Annotated in this window: 12 protein-coding genes; 8 read left to right on the forward strand and 4 right to left on the reverse strand. The window is 72.9% G+C overall.

Translation table 11 applies throughout. From position 1 onward, the window contains the following. Positions 1 to 114: 114 nt before the first annotated feature. The 4 genes from AB0K25_RS05595 (at position 115) to AB0K25_RS05610 (ending at position 4,076) form a co-directional block, all read left to right on the forward strand. Positions 115 to 1,014 carry a TIGR01777 family oxidoreductase gene (locus AB0K25_RS05595; protein ID WP_357535410.1) on the forward strand — a complete coding sequence of 300 codons (900 nt, stop codon included), beginning with the start codon at positions 115 to 117 and terminating at the stop codon, positions 1,012 to 1,014. 63 nt (positions 1,015 to 1,077) lie between these two features. Continuing rightward, on the forward strand, positions 1,078 to 2,901 hold the full coding sequence (locus AB0K25_RS05600) for a DUF2079 domain-containing protein (protein WP_363818641.1): 1,824 nt from the start codon (positions 1,078 to 1,080) through the stop codon (positions 2,899 to 2,901). A gap of 139 nt (positions 2,902 to 3,040) precedes the next feature. Further along, complete coding sequence (gene lipB, locus AB0K25_RS05605; protein ID WP_208568756.1) at positions 3,041 to 3,679, forward strand: lipoyl(octanoyl) transferase LipB; 639 nt, start codon at positions 3,041 to 3,043, stop codon at positions 3,677 to 3,679. Positions 3,680 to 3,683: 4 nt separating this feature from the next. Beyond that, complete coding sequence (locus AB0K25_RS05610) at positions 3,684 to 4,076, forward strand: VOC family protein (RefSeq protein ID WP_357535415.1); 393 nt, start codon at positions 3,684 to 3,686, stop codon at positions 4,074 to 4,076. Between the two features lie 534 nt (positions 4,077 to 4,610). Here AB0K25_RS05610 and aspS read toward each other — a convergent pair. Continuing rightward, a complete protein-coding gene (gene aspS / locus AB0K25_RS05615) occupies positions 4,611 to 5,897 on the reverse strand; it encodes an aspartate--tRNA(Asn) ligase (RefSeq protein ID WP_363818849.1) in 1,287 nt (428 codons plus the stop codon). A 359-nt stretch (positions 5,898 to 6,256) separates the two neighbouring features. Here aspS and lipA point away from each other — a divergent pair, with 359 nt between their 5' ends. From lipA to AB0K25_RS05630, 3 genes are all read left to right on the forward strand, one after another. Further along, the gene (gene lipA / locus AB0K25_RS05620) at positions 6,257 to 7,306 is read left to right on the forward strand and encodes a lipoyl synthase (protein WP_357535417.1); all 1,050 of its coding nucleotides are present in this window, start codon (positions 6,257 to 6,259) and stop codon (positions 7,304 to 7,306) included. Between the two features lie 214 nt (positions 7,307 to 7,520). Further along, the gene (locus tag AB0K25_RS05625) at positions 7,521 to 9,047 is read left to right on the forward strand and encodes an NAD(P)/FAD-dependent oxidoreductase (RefSeq protein WP_357535419.1); all 1,527 of its coding nucleotides are present in this window, start codon (positions 7,521 to 7,523) and stop codon (positions 9,045 to 9,047) included. Positions 9,048 to 9,208: 161 nt separating this feature from the next. After that, entirely contained in the window at positions 9,209 to 9,898 is a 690-nt protein-coding gene (locus AB0K25_RS05630) for a DUF4191 domain-containing protein (protein WP_208568760.1), read from the forward strand. 362 nt (positions 9,899 to 10,260) lie between these two features. On the opposite strand, the gene AB0K25_RS05635 is transcribed toward AB0K25_RS05630, so the two are convergent. Then, positions 10,261 to 10,644, reverse strand: a complete 384-nt coding sequence (locus AB0K25_RS05635) for an RDD family protein (protein WP_363818852.1) — start codon at positions 10,642 to 10,644, stop codon at positions 10,261 to 10,263. Between the two features lie 416 nt (positions 10,645 to 11,060). Here AB0K25_RS05635 and glnA point away from each other — a divergent pair, with 416 nt between their 5' ends. Then, positions 11,061 to 12,485: a type I glutamate--ammonia ligase gene (gene glnA, locus AB0K25_RS05640; protein ID WP_208568762.1), complete on the forward strand. Its 1,425-nt coding sequence runs from the start codon at positions 11,061 to 11,063 to the stop codon at positions 12,483 to 12,485. A gap of 15 nt (positions 12,486 to 12,500) precedes the next feature. Here glnA and mptB (AB0K25_RS05645) read toward each other — a convergent pair whose 3' ends face one another. Together mptB (AB0K25_RS05645) and mptB (AB0K25_RS05650) are read right to left on the reverse strand one after the other, a co-directional pair. Next, on the reverse strand, positions 12,501 to 14,036 hold the full coding sequence (mptB, locus tag AB0K25_RS05645) for a polyprenol phosphomannose-dependent alpha 1,6 mannosyltransferase MptB (protein ID WP_363818648.1): 1,536 nt from the start codon (positions 14,034 to 14,036) through the stop codon (positions 12,501 to 12,503). Positions 14,037 to 14,049: 13 nt separating this feature from the next. After that, complete coding sequence (gene mptB / locus AB0K25_RS05650) at positions 14,050 to 15,465, reverse strand: polyprenol phosphomannose-dependent alpha 1,6 mannosyltransferase MptB (RefSeq protein ID WP_363818651.1); 1,416 nt, start codon at positions 15,463 to 15,465, stop codon at positions 14,050 to 14,052. Positions 15,466 to 15,485 lie beyond the last annotated feature (20 nt).

A 15,485-nucleotide genomic window follows, 5' to 3' on the forward strand; every position in this document is an offset into this window, starting at 1 on the left:
AAGATCAATCTTGACGCAAACCTCTTGATCACCGGGACGAGGCGGGCGGGGGCGGGGGTTGGGGGGTTGGTGGTCGGCGCATCCGGTCGGGGGCGCGTGCCCGAAGATGGGGGTATGCGGATCCTGATGGCCGGCGTGTCCGGCTTCCTCGGCACCCGGCTGGTCGACCGGCTCACCGGCGACGGGCACCAGGTCACCCGGCTGGTCCGGCGCTCGCCGCGTACCCCCGACGAACAGCGGTGGGACCCGGCCGCCGGGCAGCTCGACCCGGCCGTGGTGGCCGCGGCCGACGCGGTGGTCAACCTGGCCGGGGCCGGGGTCGGCGACAAGCGGTGGACCGACGACTACCGCCGGGTGATCCGGTCCAGCCGGGTGGACAGCACCACCACGCTGGCCGTGACGATCGCCGGGCTACCGGCGGCGGACCGGCCCCGGGTGCTGCTCAACTCCTCGGCGGTCGGCTGGTACGGCAACACCGGCGACCGGGTGGTCGAGGAGGACGCCCCCGCAGGTGAGGGGTTCCTCGCCGACGTGTGCCGGGTCTGGGAGGCGGCGACCCGGCCCGCCGAGGACGCCGGGGTACGGGTGGTGCGGCTGCGGACGGGCCTGCCGCTGCACCGCGACGGAGGGCTGCTCAAGCCGCAACTGCTGCCGTTCAAACTGGGCATCGCCGGCCGGCTCGGCAGTGGGCGGCAGTGGCTGCCGTGGATCTCACTGTTGGACTGGCTGGACGCCACGGTGTACCTGCTGACCGCCGGGGAGGTCGCCGGCGCGGTCAACGTGGTCGGCCCGCACCCGGTCACCAACGCCGAGTTCACCCGGGAGTTCGCCCGCCAACTGCACCGGCCGGCGATCGTCCCGATTCCGGCGCTCGCCCTGAAGGTCGCCCTGGGCGGCTTCGCCCAGGAGGCGCTGACCAGCACCCGGGTCCTGCCCGCCGTGCTCACCCGGGCCGGTTTCCCCTGGACCCACCCCGAGCTGCCCGCCGCGCTGCACGCCGCCCTGCACGACTGACCCGCCGGGTCGGGGTCGCGGGTCCGACCGGTCGGTCCAGTTCCGGTTGGTAACGTCCGCTCCGTGCCGACTTCCCCGACCCTGGCCGCCGACCAGCCACCCACCGCCGCCCCGGACACCGCCCGGGGTCGGCGGGCCGACCTGATCATGCTGGTCGTCGCGGTGGCGCTGGCGGTCTGGGTGACCAGCGGCCTGTGGCGCGACCCGAACCAGCGGGCGATCACCGTGAACTCCAGCGACCAGGCACTCTTCGAGTGGTTGCTCGCCTTCGGCGGGCACGCGGTCACGCACGGGGAGAACCCGCTCTTCACCCATCTGCTCAACGTGCCGGACGGGGTGAACCTCGCCGTCAACACCTCGATCACCGTGTACGCGGTGGTCTTCGCACCGCTGACGTACCTGATCGGGCCGCCGGCGACGTTCCTGGTGATCCTCACCCTCAACCTCGCCGCCACCGCGCTGGCCTGGTACTGGTTGCTCTCCCGGCACCTGGTCGCCAGTCGGCTCGCGGCGGGCGTCGGGGCGCTGTTCGTCGCCTACTCCCCCGGCATGGTCGCGCACGCCAACGCCCACCTGAACTGGACCGCCGGCTGGTTGGTGCCGCTGCTGGTGGCCGGGGTGTTCGCGCTGCGCCGGCCGGGCCGTTGGTTGCGGGGCGGGCTGGTGCTAGGGGTGCTGGTCGCGGTGGCCTTCTCGATCGCCGCCGAGGGGTTGTTCTTCACCGCGCTGGCAGTCGCCGTCTTCCTCGCCGTCTGGGCGCTGCACCCGGCCCGCCGGGCGCAGGCCCGCGCCGCGTTGCCGGACCTCCTGCGCGGGTTGGCGGTGACCGCGCTGGTCGCCGGGGTGCTGCTGGCGTACCCGCTGTGGTTGCACTTCGCCGGGCCGCAACGGTTCCACGGCACCGGCTTCGACCCGGTCATCCACGCCGAGGACATCGCCGCGTTCGGGGCGTACCCGAGCCGGTCGGTGGCCGGGGCGCTGGGCTGGGACACCACGCTGGCGCCCAACCCGACCGAGGAGAACAGCTTCTTCGGGGTGCCGCTGCTGCTGCTCACCGTGGTCTGCTTCGGGTGGCTGTGGCGTCGGGCCAGCCCCGGCCGGCAGGCCACGCTGACCGCGCTCGGGGTGACCGCCGTGGTGTTCGCGGTGCTGTCCTGGGGGCCGGTGGCGAAGTGGAACGGGAGCCGTACCGGCCAACTGCTGCCTTTCGGGGTGCTGGACGACCTGCCGGTGGTCAACGCCGCCCTGCCGTCCCGGCTGGCCCTGGTGGTCGCCCCGGTCATCGGGGTGCTGCTGGCGTACACCGTCGACCGGCTGCGGGCGACGCCACCGGGTCGCACGGCGGCCTGGTTGTGGGGGGTGGGTTTCGCGGCGGCGCTGCTGCCGCTGCTGCCGACCCCGCTGCTGACCAGCGTCCGCCCGCCGGTGCCGGAGTTCGTCACCGCCGGCACCTGGCGGGAGTACGTCTCACCGGGCGGGGTGCTCACCCCGATCCCGCTGACCCTGGACGTGACCCCCGACGGGCAGCGCTGGCAGGCGTACGCCCTGTCCCACCGGCAGGGTGAGTTCCGGCTGCCCGCCGGCTTCTTCCTCGGCCCGGGCGGCCCCGACGGGCGGGGGCGGATCGGGCCGCCGCCGCGCACCTTCGACACGCTGATGGACCAGGCCGGCCGGACCGGGCTGGTGCCGATCGTCACCGAGGGCAGCATCCGCCTGTCCCGGGCGGACCTGCGGTACTGGGGGGTCGAGGCGGTCGTCCTGCCCGACGAGGTGCACGGGGCCAAGTACGACCTCGACGAGGACGCCCTGCGCCGCACCGCCACCGCCCTGCTCGGCGAGCCCCGCCGGGTGGACGACGTGTGGCTCTGGACGGTCCCCGCCGCCTGACGGTCCCCCTGACCGGTCACGCCCACGGCACAGGTCCACGCCCGGACGCGCGGGGTCACGCCCAGCGCCTGGGGTCACGCGGGGTGGGGCGACGAGGCTCACGGGGCGGAGCGCGGGCGGGCGGGGCTAGGGTGGCGGGGTGAGCGTGACGACTTCCGGGGTGACCGCCGTCCGGGCCGGTGTGGTCGACTACCCGACCGCGTGGGACGAGCAGCGGCGGCTGCACGCCGAGGTGGTGGCCGGTGAGCGTGGCGACACCGTGCTGCTGCTGGAACACCCGAGCGTCTACACCGCCGGCAAGCGCACCGAGCCCTGGGACCGGCCCATGGACGGCACCCCGGTGGTCGACGTCGACCGGGGCGGCAAGATCACCTGGCACGGTCCGGGGCAGCTCGTCGGCTATCCCATCGTCCGGCTGCCCGACCCGGTCGACGTGGTCGCCTACGTCCGCCGCACCGAGCAGTTGCTGATCGACGTCTGCGCCGAGTTCGGGCTGACCGCCGGCCGGGTCGAGGGGCGCAGTGGCGTCTGGGTGCCCGACGACGACCGGGGCCCGGCCCGCAAGGTGGCCGCCATCGGCATCCGGGTCGCCCGGGGCGTCACCCAGCACGGCTTCGCGATCAACTGCGACTGCGACCTGTCGTACTACGACCGGATCGTGCCCTGCGGCATCGCCGACGCCGGCACCACCTCGCTCACCGCCGAGCTGGGCCGCCCCGTGACGGTGGCCGAGGTGCTGCCCGTGGTGGAGCGGCACCTGCCCACCCTGCTCGGCTGAGCGGGTGCGGATCGACCTCGTCACCGTCGTCGTCGCCGACTACGACCCGGCCATCGCGTTCTTCACCGGGATCCTCGGTTTCGAACTGGTCGAGGACGAGCCGTCGCTGACCAACGACGGCCGCCCGAAGCGGTGGGTGGTGGTCCGCCCGCCCGGCGCGCAGACCGGCATCCTGCTGGCCCGCGCCGACGGGGAACGGCAGGAGGCGGTGGTCGGTGACCAGGTGGCCGGCCGGGTCGGGTTCTTCCTCCAGGTCGACGACTTCGACGCCGTCCACCGGCGAATGGTCGACGCCGGCGTGGAGTTCGTGAAGCAGCCGCGCACCGAACCGTACGGTCGGGTGGCGGTGTTCCGGGACATCGCCGGCAACCGCTGGGACCTGCTCGGCCCGGCCTGACACCGCTGCCCCGCTGCCTCCGTCGAGCCGCCGCAGCTCCACCGGGCCCGGTATCCGCCGGGCCGGGGCCCAGGTCCTACCTCCCGGTCCCGCCCCCGCATTCCCCACCTGTTCCGATCCCGGCCCGGCCCCGCTCCCGGGCTCCGGTCCCGGGCTCCGGTCCCGGGTCCCGCTCCAGCCGCCACAGCACCTCTCCGTCCGCTACGCAGCGTAAAGACCCCGCCGGGCGTCACTTACCTCACTCGCACACTTTGCTCTGCTGCCCTGGATGCACCACATGCGGAGAGTGACCGTCGCGTCGATGGCAGCAGAGCAAAGTGCGGATGAGCGGGTAAGTGGGACAGGAAGAGGTGGCAGCAAAGCTCCTGTTCAGCGAGGTGCGGGCTGTTGCCCGGCAAAAATCAGCTCCGCCCACACCTCGCATCGATCACGGAGAGCAACCAACAGCGAGTTCAGCAAGACCACTACCCAGAGTGCGTACCCAGACGCCCGGTGAGGGCCCACGGCAGGCCGGTCGCGCGGACACCCGGCGGCTCAGGGGGCCAGCCGGTGCAGGTCGCGGGGAAAGGCGGTGACCTCCCGGACGTTCGTCGCACCGACCAGCCGGGCCACGAAGCGTTCCAGGCCGATCGCGAAGCCGCCGTGCGGCGGCATCCCGTGCCGGAACGCGTCCACGTACCCGGCGTACGGCTCGACCGGCTCGCCGCGCACCGCCAGCGCCGCCAGGTAGTCGGCGTGGCGGTGCAGCCGCTGCCCGCCGGTGACCAGCTCCAACCCGCGAAAGAGCAGGTCGAAGCCGTTCGAGTACGCGGGCCGGGTCGGGTCGGGGTGGGTGTAGAACGGCCGCTTCGCCATCGGGTACCCGGTGACGAAGAGGAAGTCCGAGCCGTGGGTGGCACGGGCCCACGCGCTCAGTGTCCGCTCGTGGGCGGGGGCCAGGTCGGGTTCGTCGGCGGGTGCGCCGGCGATCCGCAGCGCCTCGGTGAAGTGCACGGCCGGGATCTCGACCGGCACGTCGGGCAGGGTCAGCCCCAGGGTCGCCACCGCGCCGCCGGCCCGCCGGGCCACCTCGGCGAGCATCCCCGCGAGGGTGTCCCGCAGCACCGCCATCACGTCCCGGTGGTCGTCGACGAAGCCCAACTCGACGTCGAGCGAGGTGTACTGGGCCAGGTGCCGGACGGTGTCGTGCGGTTCGGCCCGGAACACCGGCCCCACCTCGTAGACCCGCTCGAAGACGCCCACCATGAGCTGCTTGTAGAACTGCGGCGACTGGGCCAGGTAGGCGGGCCGGCCGAACCAGTCGAGGGCGAAGACGTTCGCCCCGCTCTCGGTGGACGTGGCGACCACCTTCGGGGTGTGCACCTCCACGAAGTCACGGGCGTCCAGGGTGGCCCGGAAGCCGGCCACCGCCGCCGCCGAGATCCGCAGGGCCGCCGAGCGGGTCGGGTGCCGCAGCGCCACCGGGGCGTGGTCGAGCTGGGTGGGCAGGGTCGCGGTGAGCGCCGGCCGGTACAGGTCGAACGGCGGCGGCACGGCGGCTGGGCCGAGTGGTCGTACCGTCGGATGGGTCACCTCGACCCCGGCGGGCGCGGTGCCGTTCGCGGTGACCGTGCCGACCACCTCGACCACGGTCTCCTCGGGCAGTGCCGTCACGGCGGCCCGGACGGCCGGGTCGGTGACCACCACCTGGGTCAGGCCGGCGGCGTCCCGGACGATCAGGAAGGCCACCGACTTCAACAGTCGGCGGCGGTGCACCCACCCGGCGACCCGCACGGTCTCGCCGACGCAGGTGGGCAGGTGGGAGGACAGGATGCGTTGCACGGCGGTTACCTCCTCGATCAATCGCAACGCGATCCCCGGGAGGTGTGGGCGAGCGGGAACCTCGCGGTGCCACCACACCTTCGCCCCCGCCGTGGCGGGGGCCTCATTCGTCGCCTTTTCACCGGGGCCAGCCGGGCGGGGTCTACTGGGCGCGCGGACGCGCCGTTCTTCCCGCGGCTCGGGAGGGTCTTCGCACCCCGGCGTCAGACCGCCTTCCAGCAAACCGGCGGCTCTCTGCACTGGCGGATCGGGGCGGTACTCGGCTCCGTCACAGCTCTGCCGGCACGCTAACACCCGTTCCCCCCGGCTGTAACGGGCTTTTTCGGCCCGCCGGTGTCCGGTGTCACAAGACCGGTGACGTGACGCCGGTCGCCCGACGTGCATCGATCGCCGCCGTCGGGCGTAGGCTCGGTTTTGTGACGATCGAGCACTCCGCGCCGACGACCCAGCAGGCAGCGCGCTCCGCGACGGTCGCCCCCGAGGGGCGACGGATGCTGCGGATCGAGGCGCGCAACGCCGAGACGCCGATCGAGCGCAAACCGCCGTGGATCAAAGTCAAGGCCAAGATGGGGCCGGAGTACACCGAGCTACGCGGACTGGTCTCCCGCGAGGGACTGCACACCGTCTGCCAGGAGGCCGGCTGTCCCAACATCTACGAGTGCTGGGAGGACCGGGAGGCCACCTTCCTCATCGGCGGCGACCAGTGCACCCGGCGCTGCGACTTCTGCCAGATCGACACGGGCAAGCCGGCCGAGTTCGACGCCGACGAGCCCCGCCGGGTCGCCGAGTCGGTCGCCACGATGGGGCTGCGCTACGCCACCATCACCGGTGTGGCCCGGGACGACCTGCCCGACGGCGGCGCGTGGTTGTACGCCGAGACCGTCCGGCAGATCCACGCGTTGCGGTCCGGCTGCGGCGTCGAGCTGCTGATCCCCGACTTCAACGCGGTCCCCGAGCAGCTCGCCGAGGTGTTCGGTGCCCGGCCGGAGGTGCTGGCGCACAACGTCGAGACGGTGCCCCGGATCTTCAAGCGGATCCGTCCGGCGTTCCGCTACGAGCGTTCGCTCGACGTGATCCGGCAGGCCCGCGCCGCCGGTCTGGTCACCAAGAGCAACCTGATCCTGGGCATGGGCGAGGAGCGGGCCGAGGTCTCCCAGGCGCTGCGCGACCTGCACGAGGCCGGCTGCGAGCTGATCACCATCACCCAGTACCTGCGCCCCACCCCCCGGCACCACCCGGTGACCCGTTGGGTCAAGCCGGAGGAGTTCGTCGAGCTGCGCGAGGAGGCCGAGGAGATCGGCTTCGCCGGGGTGATGAGCGGGCCGCTGGTGCGCTCGTCGTACCGGGCGGGGCGGCTCTACCAGCAGGCCCTGACGGCCCGTCAGGACGCCACGGTCACGGTCGGCTGACCCGGGACGCCACCGGGCCACGCCCCAGGATTCCACCGGCCACGGCGGCGACCGCCGGGCATTCGAGTGTGTCGATCTTCCCAGACGTCGGCGACGCCCGCAAGGGGCAGCCAACCGATGATCCGGGTCGACCCGTGGGCACTCCCCGAGCAGGGCGAGATCGTGTTAGATTCCGCCAGCCCCGACCCTCAAATCATCGATGGTGGTGTCTTTAATGGCGCAGCCGCACACGGTTGTTATCGGCGCCGGCCCGGCCGGCCTGACCGCCGCGTACGAGTTGACCCGTAGACACGCCCCGGTGGAGGTCGTCGAGGCCGACGACGTGGTCGGCGGGATCAGCCGCACCGTGGAGCGGGAGGGCTGGCGGTTCGACATCGGCGGGCACCGGTTCTTCACGAAGGTGTCCCGGGTCGAGGCGTTCTGGCACGAGTTGCTCTCCGACGACGACTTCCTGCTGCGCCCCCGGATGAGCCGGATCCACTACCGGGGACGGCTGTTCGACTATCCGCTGCGGGCCGGCAACGCCCTGAAGAACCTGGGGGTGCTGGAGGCGTCCCGGTGTGTCGGGTCGTACCTGTGGGCGCGGGTGCGTCCGCCAGCCGACCAGACCCACTTCGAGGGTTGGGTGTCGGCCCGGTTCGGGGCCCGGCTGTACCGGATGTTGTTCAAGACGTACACCGAGAAGGTGTGGGGCATTCCCGCGACGGAGCTGCAGGCGGACTGGGCGGCCCAGCGGATCCGCAACCTCTCCCTCGGTGCGGCGATCCGCGGGGCGCTGCTGCCCAAGCGGGGCGGCAACGACGTGACCAGCCTGATCGAGGAGTTCCGTTACCCCCGGCTCGGCCCGGGGATGATGTGGGAGCGCTGCGCCGAACTGGTGGTCAAGGCCGGCGGGACGGTCGAGCTGGAGACTGCGGTACGCACCGTGCACCGTGAGGACGGCCGGGCGGTCGCGGTGACCGTCGACGGCCCGGCCGGTGAGCGACGGATCTCCGCCGACCACGTGGTGTCCAGCATGCCGATCTCGGCCCTGGTCCGGGCGATGGACCCACCCGCCCCGGCGGCGGTGCGCGACGCCGCCGACCTGCTGCGGTACCGGGACTTCCTGACCGTGGCGCTGGTGGTGCCCGCCGAGGCCAGCTTCCCCGACAACTGGATCTACGTACACACCCCGGGGGTGAAGGTCGGCCGGATCCAGAACTTCGGCGCCTGGTCGCCGGAGATGGTCCGTGACGGCGGCACCTGCCTCGGCCTGGAGTATTTCGTCAACGAGGGTGACGAGCTGTGGTCGACCCCCGACCCGGAGCTGGTCGCCTTCGGCACCGCCGAGCTGGAGCGGCTCGGCCTGGTCAGCCCCGGCTCGGTCACCACCGGATACGTGGTGCGGATGCCGAAGGCCTACCCGGTCTACGACGAGGGCTACGGCGAGGCCGTCGAGGTGATCCGCCGCTGGCTGGCCGAGGCCGTACCGAACGTGCACCCGGTGGGTCGCAACGGCATGCACCGGTACAACAACCAGGACCACTCGATGCTCACCGCGATGCTGACGGCGGAGAACATCCTCGACGGCACCGACCACGACGTCTGGGCCGTCAACGTGGAGGAGGACTACCACGAGGAGGGCGGCAGCGACGGTGCCGGCCACGCCGGCACAGGTCAGAGCGGCACCGGCCGCGCCGCCCCGGTCATCCCGCGCCCCCGCACCGCGCCGCCGGCCGGGGACCGCTCCCCCACCGGCTGACCACCGTCGGGAACAGCCCCGGTCGATCACGGCCCGACCGACCCCGTCGGCCGGGGATCGACCCCGCTCGCGGTGGTCCCGCCACCCGAGAACACCGCGGCCCACCGCCGACCACCGGCCGGGGATCATCCGTCCTGGCGGCGACCACTAGACTCGGCGGCATGGCAAAGCCCCAGGAGAAGGTCTCGTTCGGCCAGCGGCTGAAGCAGATCGGGATGGTGTTCAAGTTCACCGCCAAGCAGGACCGGTGGTTCGCGCCACTGGCCGCCGGGGCGGTGCTGATCCCGCTCGCGCTCACCGTGGTCGCGGTGATCCTCTGGGGCTGGCTGTGGCTGCCGATCGGCATCCTGTTCGCCCTGCTCGCCCTACTCGTCGTGCTCAACCTGCGGTCCAACAAGGCGATGATGAACGCCGCCGAGGGGCAGCCCGGCGCGGCGGCGCAGATCATGGAGAGCATGCGTGGCGACTGGCGGGTCACCCCGGCGGTCAGCTCCACCACCCAGATGGACATGGTGCACCTGGTGATCGGTCGGCCCGGCGTGATCCTGCTCGCCGAGGGCAACCCGCAGCGGGTCCGTGGCCTGCTGGGCCAGGAGAAGCGCCGGCTGGCCAAGGTGATCGGCTCCGCGCCGCTGCACGACTACGTGATCGGCCAGGGCGAGGGTGAGCTGCCGATCCGCAAGCTGCGGATGACCCTGATGCGGCTGCCGCGCACCCTCAACGGCAAGGACGTCAACTCGCTCGACAAGCGGCTCAAGGCGCTGACCGCCCGCCCGCAGATGCCCAAGGGCGCGATCCCGAAGAACATGCGGCCCCCGGGCCGCGCGTTCCGCCAGACCCGGGGCCGCTGACACCCCCGTCGTACGCCCGGCCACCGGCCACCGGCCACCCGCCGGCTGCCACCTGCCACCGGCCGGCTCCGTGCCCACCCGGCTCTGCCCGTGCCACCCGGCTCTGCCTCGTGCCCGTGTGTCCACCTCTGCGCGGGGGACAACGCCTGCCCGCCCCGCGCCCACCCGTGCCGCGCCTGCACGCGACCCGGCGTGGTCCTCTCCGCAGCGGGGGTCGGCCGCGAGCGCCCGGGCGGCGAGCACCTGGCGGGCAGCGCGAGCACTCGCCGGGCAGCGCCGCGAGCACCCGCCGGGCGGGGCGGGCACCCGGCGGGCGGGGCGGGCACCCGGCGGGCGGGGCGGGCACCCGGCGGGCGGGGCGATCAGGTGGTGGGGCGGGGGGCGTCGGCGATGACCGCGCCGGTGAGGCGGTCGTGCAGGCCCCGGCGCTGCTCGTCCATGATCAGCGGCGGTACGACCAGGGCCAGGAGCAGGCCGCGCAGGAGCGCCCGGGGGACGCCGATCCGCCCGCCGTCGGACCAGTCGAGGCAGCGCAGCCGGGTGATCCTCATCCCGGGGGTCTGGGCGAAGAGGCCGAGGAAGAGGCCGTACTCGGCGATGAGCACCGCCACCGGGGCCCAGCCGTCGCGGACCGGGTCGGCGAAGAAGTTCGCCACCAGCAGGCAGAGCACCCAGTCGATCACCAGGGCCCCGAACCGTCGGCTGAGGGTCGGCGGGGTGAAGGCGGGATCGGTGGCGGGCGGCACCGGCGCCGCAGGCGAACTCGTCACGGTGCTCAAGGGTAGTCAGCACCGCCCTGCCACCGGCCGGGGCGGCACCGGCACCCGCCACCACTCAGGGCGGCACCGGCACCCGCTACCGCTCAGGGACGGCGGCCGGCCGGGGGTGGTCACCCGGGCCCCGGGTCGGTCGGCGGCCGGTCACCAGGTGGACAGGCAGGGTGTTCCGGCAATCTGTGCACATTCGGTCTAATCACTACGAATGGCAGCACAGCACTTCAGCCGGTATCGTCCGAACGGACAACCCGGCGGGTACTGAGCGGCGCAGATGACGCTCCGCTAGCGGCGTAACACGGCAGAAACATTGGAGACACGGGCGAGCAACCCCACGGTCATAGCGTCGCCAGAGCCCAGCGACCGGAGTGGACGTGCCAGGAGGACGTGTGTTTGCCAATCCCGAGGAACTCCTGCGATACCTCAAGAACGAGGACGTAAAGTTCGTCGACGTACGTTTTTGTGACCTGCCCGGCGTGATGCAGCACTTCAATCTGCCGGTGGAGTCCTTCGACGACAGCGTCTTCACCGACGGTCTCGCGTTCGACGGTTCGTCGATCCGCGGTTTCCAGGCGATCCACGAGTCGGACATGCTCCTGCTCCCGGACGTCGCGACCGCCTTCATCGACCCGTTCCGCGCGCAGAAGACCCTCGCGCTCAACTTCTTCATCCACGACCCGTTCACCCGTGAGGCGTACTCGCGGGACCCGCGCAACGTGGCCAAGAAGGCCGAGGCCTACCTCGCCGCCAGCGGCATCGCCGACACCGCGTACTTCGGTGCCGAGGCCGAGTTCTACATCTTCGACTCGATCCGCCACGAGACCTCGGCGCACCAGTCGTTCTACTACATCGACTCGATCGAGGGCGCGTGGAACACCGGTCGTGAGGAGGCCGGCGGCAACCGCGGCTACAAGACCGCGTACAAGGGTGGTTACTTCCCGGTGCCGCCGGTGGACCACTACGCCGACCTGCGCGACTCGATCGTGCGTCGGCTGGTCGACGGCGGGTTCACCGTGGAGCGTTCGCACCACGAGGTCGGCACCGCCGGCCAGTCGGAGATCAACTACAAGTTCTCCACCCTGCTGCACGCCGGTGACCAGCTCCAGCTCTTCAAGTACATCGTGAAGAACGAGGCCTGGGCCAACGGCAAGACGGCCACCTTCATGCCCAAGCCGCTCTTCGGCGACAACGGCTCCGGCATGCACACCCACCAGAGCCTCTGGCTCAACGGAGAGCCGCTGTTCTACGACGAGACCGGTTACGCCGGCCTGTCGGACACCGCCCGCTGGTACATCGGTGGCCTGCTGCACCACGCCCCGTCGCTGCTGGCGTTCACCAACCCGACGGTCAACTCGTACCGTCGCCTGGTGCCCGGCTACGAGGCCCCGGTCAACCTGGTCTACTCGCAGCGCAACCGCTCCGCCTGCACCCGCATCCCGGTCACCGGCAGCAACGCCAAGGCCAAGCGGGTCGAGTTCCGGGTGCCGGACCCGTCCAGCAACCCGTACCTCGCCTTCTCGGCCATGATGATGGCCGGCCTGGACGGCATCAAGAGCAAGATGGAGCCGCCGGCTCCGATCGACAAGGACCTCTACGACCTCCCGCCGGAGGAGTGGGGCGACGTCAAGCAGGTGCCGGGCTCGCTGCCGGAGGTGCTCGACGCGCTGGAGGCCGACCACGACTACCTGCTCGACGGTGGCGTCTTCACCCCCGACCTGATCTCCACCTGGGTCGGCTGGAAGCGGGCCAACGAGGTCGACCCGGTGCGTCTGCGCCCGACCCCGCACGAGTTCGCGATGTACTTCGACTGCTGAGGTCCGCCTCGACTGTCACGTTCCACCGGCCGGGCCGGCTCCGCTTCCGCGGAGCCGGCCCGTTCCGTCACGCGGACCCGCACCGTCACGCCCGCCCGTTGGATGCCACCGGCCCCGTGCCGCGCCGACCAGCAGCACCAGCAGCAGCGCGGTCATCACGATCGCGCCGGGTGCCTTGGTGTACCGGGCGACCGACGTGCCGTCGGGCAGGGTGAGGAAGGCCGCCACCGCCGCCGGCACCACGAACCAGGTCGTCCGGGTCGCCGACACCGCGAGCAGCAGCAACGGCCAGGTCACGTACCACGGGTGCAGGACCGGGGCGAGCAGCACCGTCGCGGCCAGCGCCGCGCCCGCCGCGCCCAGGGTGACCCGGGGCCGGGCCGCCGCCAGCCGGTGCACCCGCTGCCGGACGTCGTTGAGCCGGCGCAGCGCCGTCCACGCCCGCCACCAGAGCAGCACCAGCAGCCCCGCCAGGAGCAGCAGGCCCACCGCCCGGGTCACCGGCACCGCGTCCGGCCGCCGACCGGCCAACTCGCCGACGTAGTCGACCACGAAACCGACCGCCGTCGGCGCCGACGTCCACTGCTGTGAGTCACCGCTGCGGGCCAACCCGGCGACCCAGCCCAGCCCCAGGCCGGACAGCGCCGAGACCGCCGCCAGGGTGGCCAGGACCACCCCGGCGAGCCGGCCGCCGTCGCACAGCAGGGCCCGGAGGGTGTAGCGGCCGTGCACCGCCGCCAACGCCGCGAACGGCAGCACCACCACCGCTGTCGCCTTCACCGCCACCGCCAGCCCGAGCAGCACCCCGGCGACGAGCAGCCCCCGGGTCCGGCCGGGCGCGCGCACCAGCACCAGCAGGCCCAGCAGGAGCAGACCGAGCATCACCACGTCGTTGTGCGCGCCGGCCACCAGGTGCACCCCGACCAGGGGGGAGGCCAACCCCAGCCAGGCCGCCCGGCGGGTGGGTACCCCGGCGGCGCGGGCCAGGCCGGGCAGGCAGAACGCCACCAGCAGCACCCCGGCCACCGCGTACAGCCGCAGCACCATCAGGGTGCCGACCAGGGTCCCGCCGAGCACCGCGGCGAGCGCGGCCAGCAGCACGAAGGCGGGGCCGTACGGGGCCGGGGTGTCCCGCCAGATCGGCGCGACCGCGTCGACCCACGGGCAGCCGGCCGCCGCCACCCCCACCCGGTACGGGTCGTGCCCGGCCGCGTACGACCACCCCTGGCAGGCGTACGAGTAGACGTCCCGGCTGGCCAGCGGTGGGGTGAGCAGCAGCGGCAGGGTCCACAGCCCGGCGGTGACGTACGCCCACCGGGTGGACGGTGCACCGGCGCGCAACGCCCACCAGGCACCCACCATCAGCGCCGTCCCGACCAGCCAGCAGAGGACCGCTGCCGGCCCGTGTGGCGCGCGCCACGGCCCGGTCGGCGGCACCTCGGGCAGCACCCCGCCCAGCCAGCCGGCCACGGCGAGCAGCACCGCTCCGGTCAACCCGAGGTGACGCGCCGCACGGGCCCGCCTCCTGGTCGGCACGCCGGGCTCGGTCACCGGCCACCTCTCCTCAGTCGGCGGGCGCGTCCACGGGGGCGGGCCGCCGGCCCGCCCGAGCCGACCGTACCAACCGGACGGCCACCACGATCACCAACAGCGTCATCAGCGGGGCACCGGGCATCTTGGTGTACCGGGGCAGCCCGGTGCCGTCGGGCAGCACCAGGAACGACGAGAGCAACGCCACCAACGCGAACCACCGGGTCGGCCGGTGGGTGGTCGCGGCGAGCACGGCCAGCGGCCACAACCAGTACCAGGGGTGGAACAGCGGCGCGAGGGCCACCGTCGCGGCGAGTGCCAGGCCGGCGTGCCAGAGCGGGTCGCGGGTGCGGGCCCGCCACCACAACCAGACCAGCAGCACCGCCAGCACCAGCATGCCGATCGTCCGGGTCACCGGTAGCGCGTCGATGTCCGCGCCGAACAGGGCCGCGACGTAGCCGGCGGTCTGCCCGACGGCGGTCGGCGGCGACGTCCAGGCGATCGCCAGGCCACCCTGCTGCAGGCCGGAGATCCAGCCGAAGTTCAGTCCGGCCGCCAACGTCGCCCCGACCACCGTCCCCACCGCGCCACCGACCACCCAGCCGCCGTCCCGGCAGAGCCTGCGGATGGAGTACGTTCCGGCCAGCGCGGCCAACGCGGCGAAGGGCACGACGACCAACGCGGTCACCTTGATCCCGGCAGCCAGGCCGAGCAGCACACCGCCGGCCAGCAGCGGGCCGGGGCGGCCGGGATGTGACGCCACCACCGCCAGCCCGGCGACGAGCAGTCCGACCATCAGCGCGTCGTTGTGCGCGCCGGCGACCAGGTGCACCCCGACCAGCGGCGACCCGAGTGTCAGCCACAGCGCCCGTTCCGGTGCCACCCCGCATCGGCGGGCCAGTACCGGCAGCACCGCCGCGAGCAGGGCGACCCCGGCCACCGCCAGCAACCGGAACAGCACGATGCTGCCGACCAGTGAGTCCGTCGCCGCCACCGCCGCGCCGGAGAGCAGGGCGAACAGCGGCCCGTACGGGGCCGGGGTGTCCCGCCAGATCGGCGAGACCGTGTCCAACCACGGGCACGGCAGCGCCGACACCCCCTGCTCGTACGGGTTGAACCCGGCGGCGTAGGTGGCACCCTGGCAGGCGTACGCGTACACGTCCCGACTGGCCAGTGGGGGGGCGACGAGCAGTGGGACGAGCCAGAGCCCGATGGTCACCAGCGCCCACCGGGTCGACGGGACGCGATCGCGCAGCGTCCACCACACTGCGGCCATCAGCCCCAGCCCGACCACCCACAGCGCGACGAGCAGGGGCCCGTTCGGGCCCTGCCAGATGCCGACCGGGGTGTTTCCGTGCGGCGAGGAAGGCAGCGCGCCGCCCAGGAACGCTGCGACGGCGAGCATCGTCGAGCCGGCCAGGCCGGTCCAGCGCGCCAAGGGGAGGGGCATGGGAGAACATGCTGCCAGTA

The organism is Micromonospora sp. NPDC049257 (assembly GCF_040678915.1).
Lineage (GTDB): Bacteria > Actinomycetota > Actinomycetes > Mycobacteriales > Micromonosporaceae > Micromonospora > Micromonospora antibiotica.

Excerpts from the sequence above, each read along its gene's own strand:
- mptB (WP_363818651.1), bottom strand. The coding sequence starts at position 15,465 with ATGCCCCTCCCCTTGGCGCGCTGGACCGGCCTGGCCGGCTCGACGATG.
- AB0K25_RS05630 (WP_208568760.1), top strand. The coding sequence starts at position 9,209 with ATGGCAAAGCCCCAGGAGAAGGTCTCGTTCGGCCAGCGGCTGAAGCAG.
- AB0K25_RS05625 (WP_357535419.1), top strand. The coding sequence starts at position 7,521 with ATGGCGCAGCCGCACACGGTTGTTATCGGCGCCGGCCCGGCCGGCCTG.
- AB0K25_RS05595 (WP_357535410.1), top strand. The coding sequence starts at position 115 with ATGCGGATCCTGATGGCCGGCGTGTCCGGCTTCCTCGGCACCCGGCTG.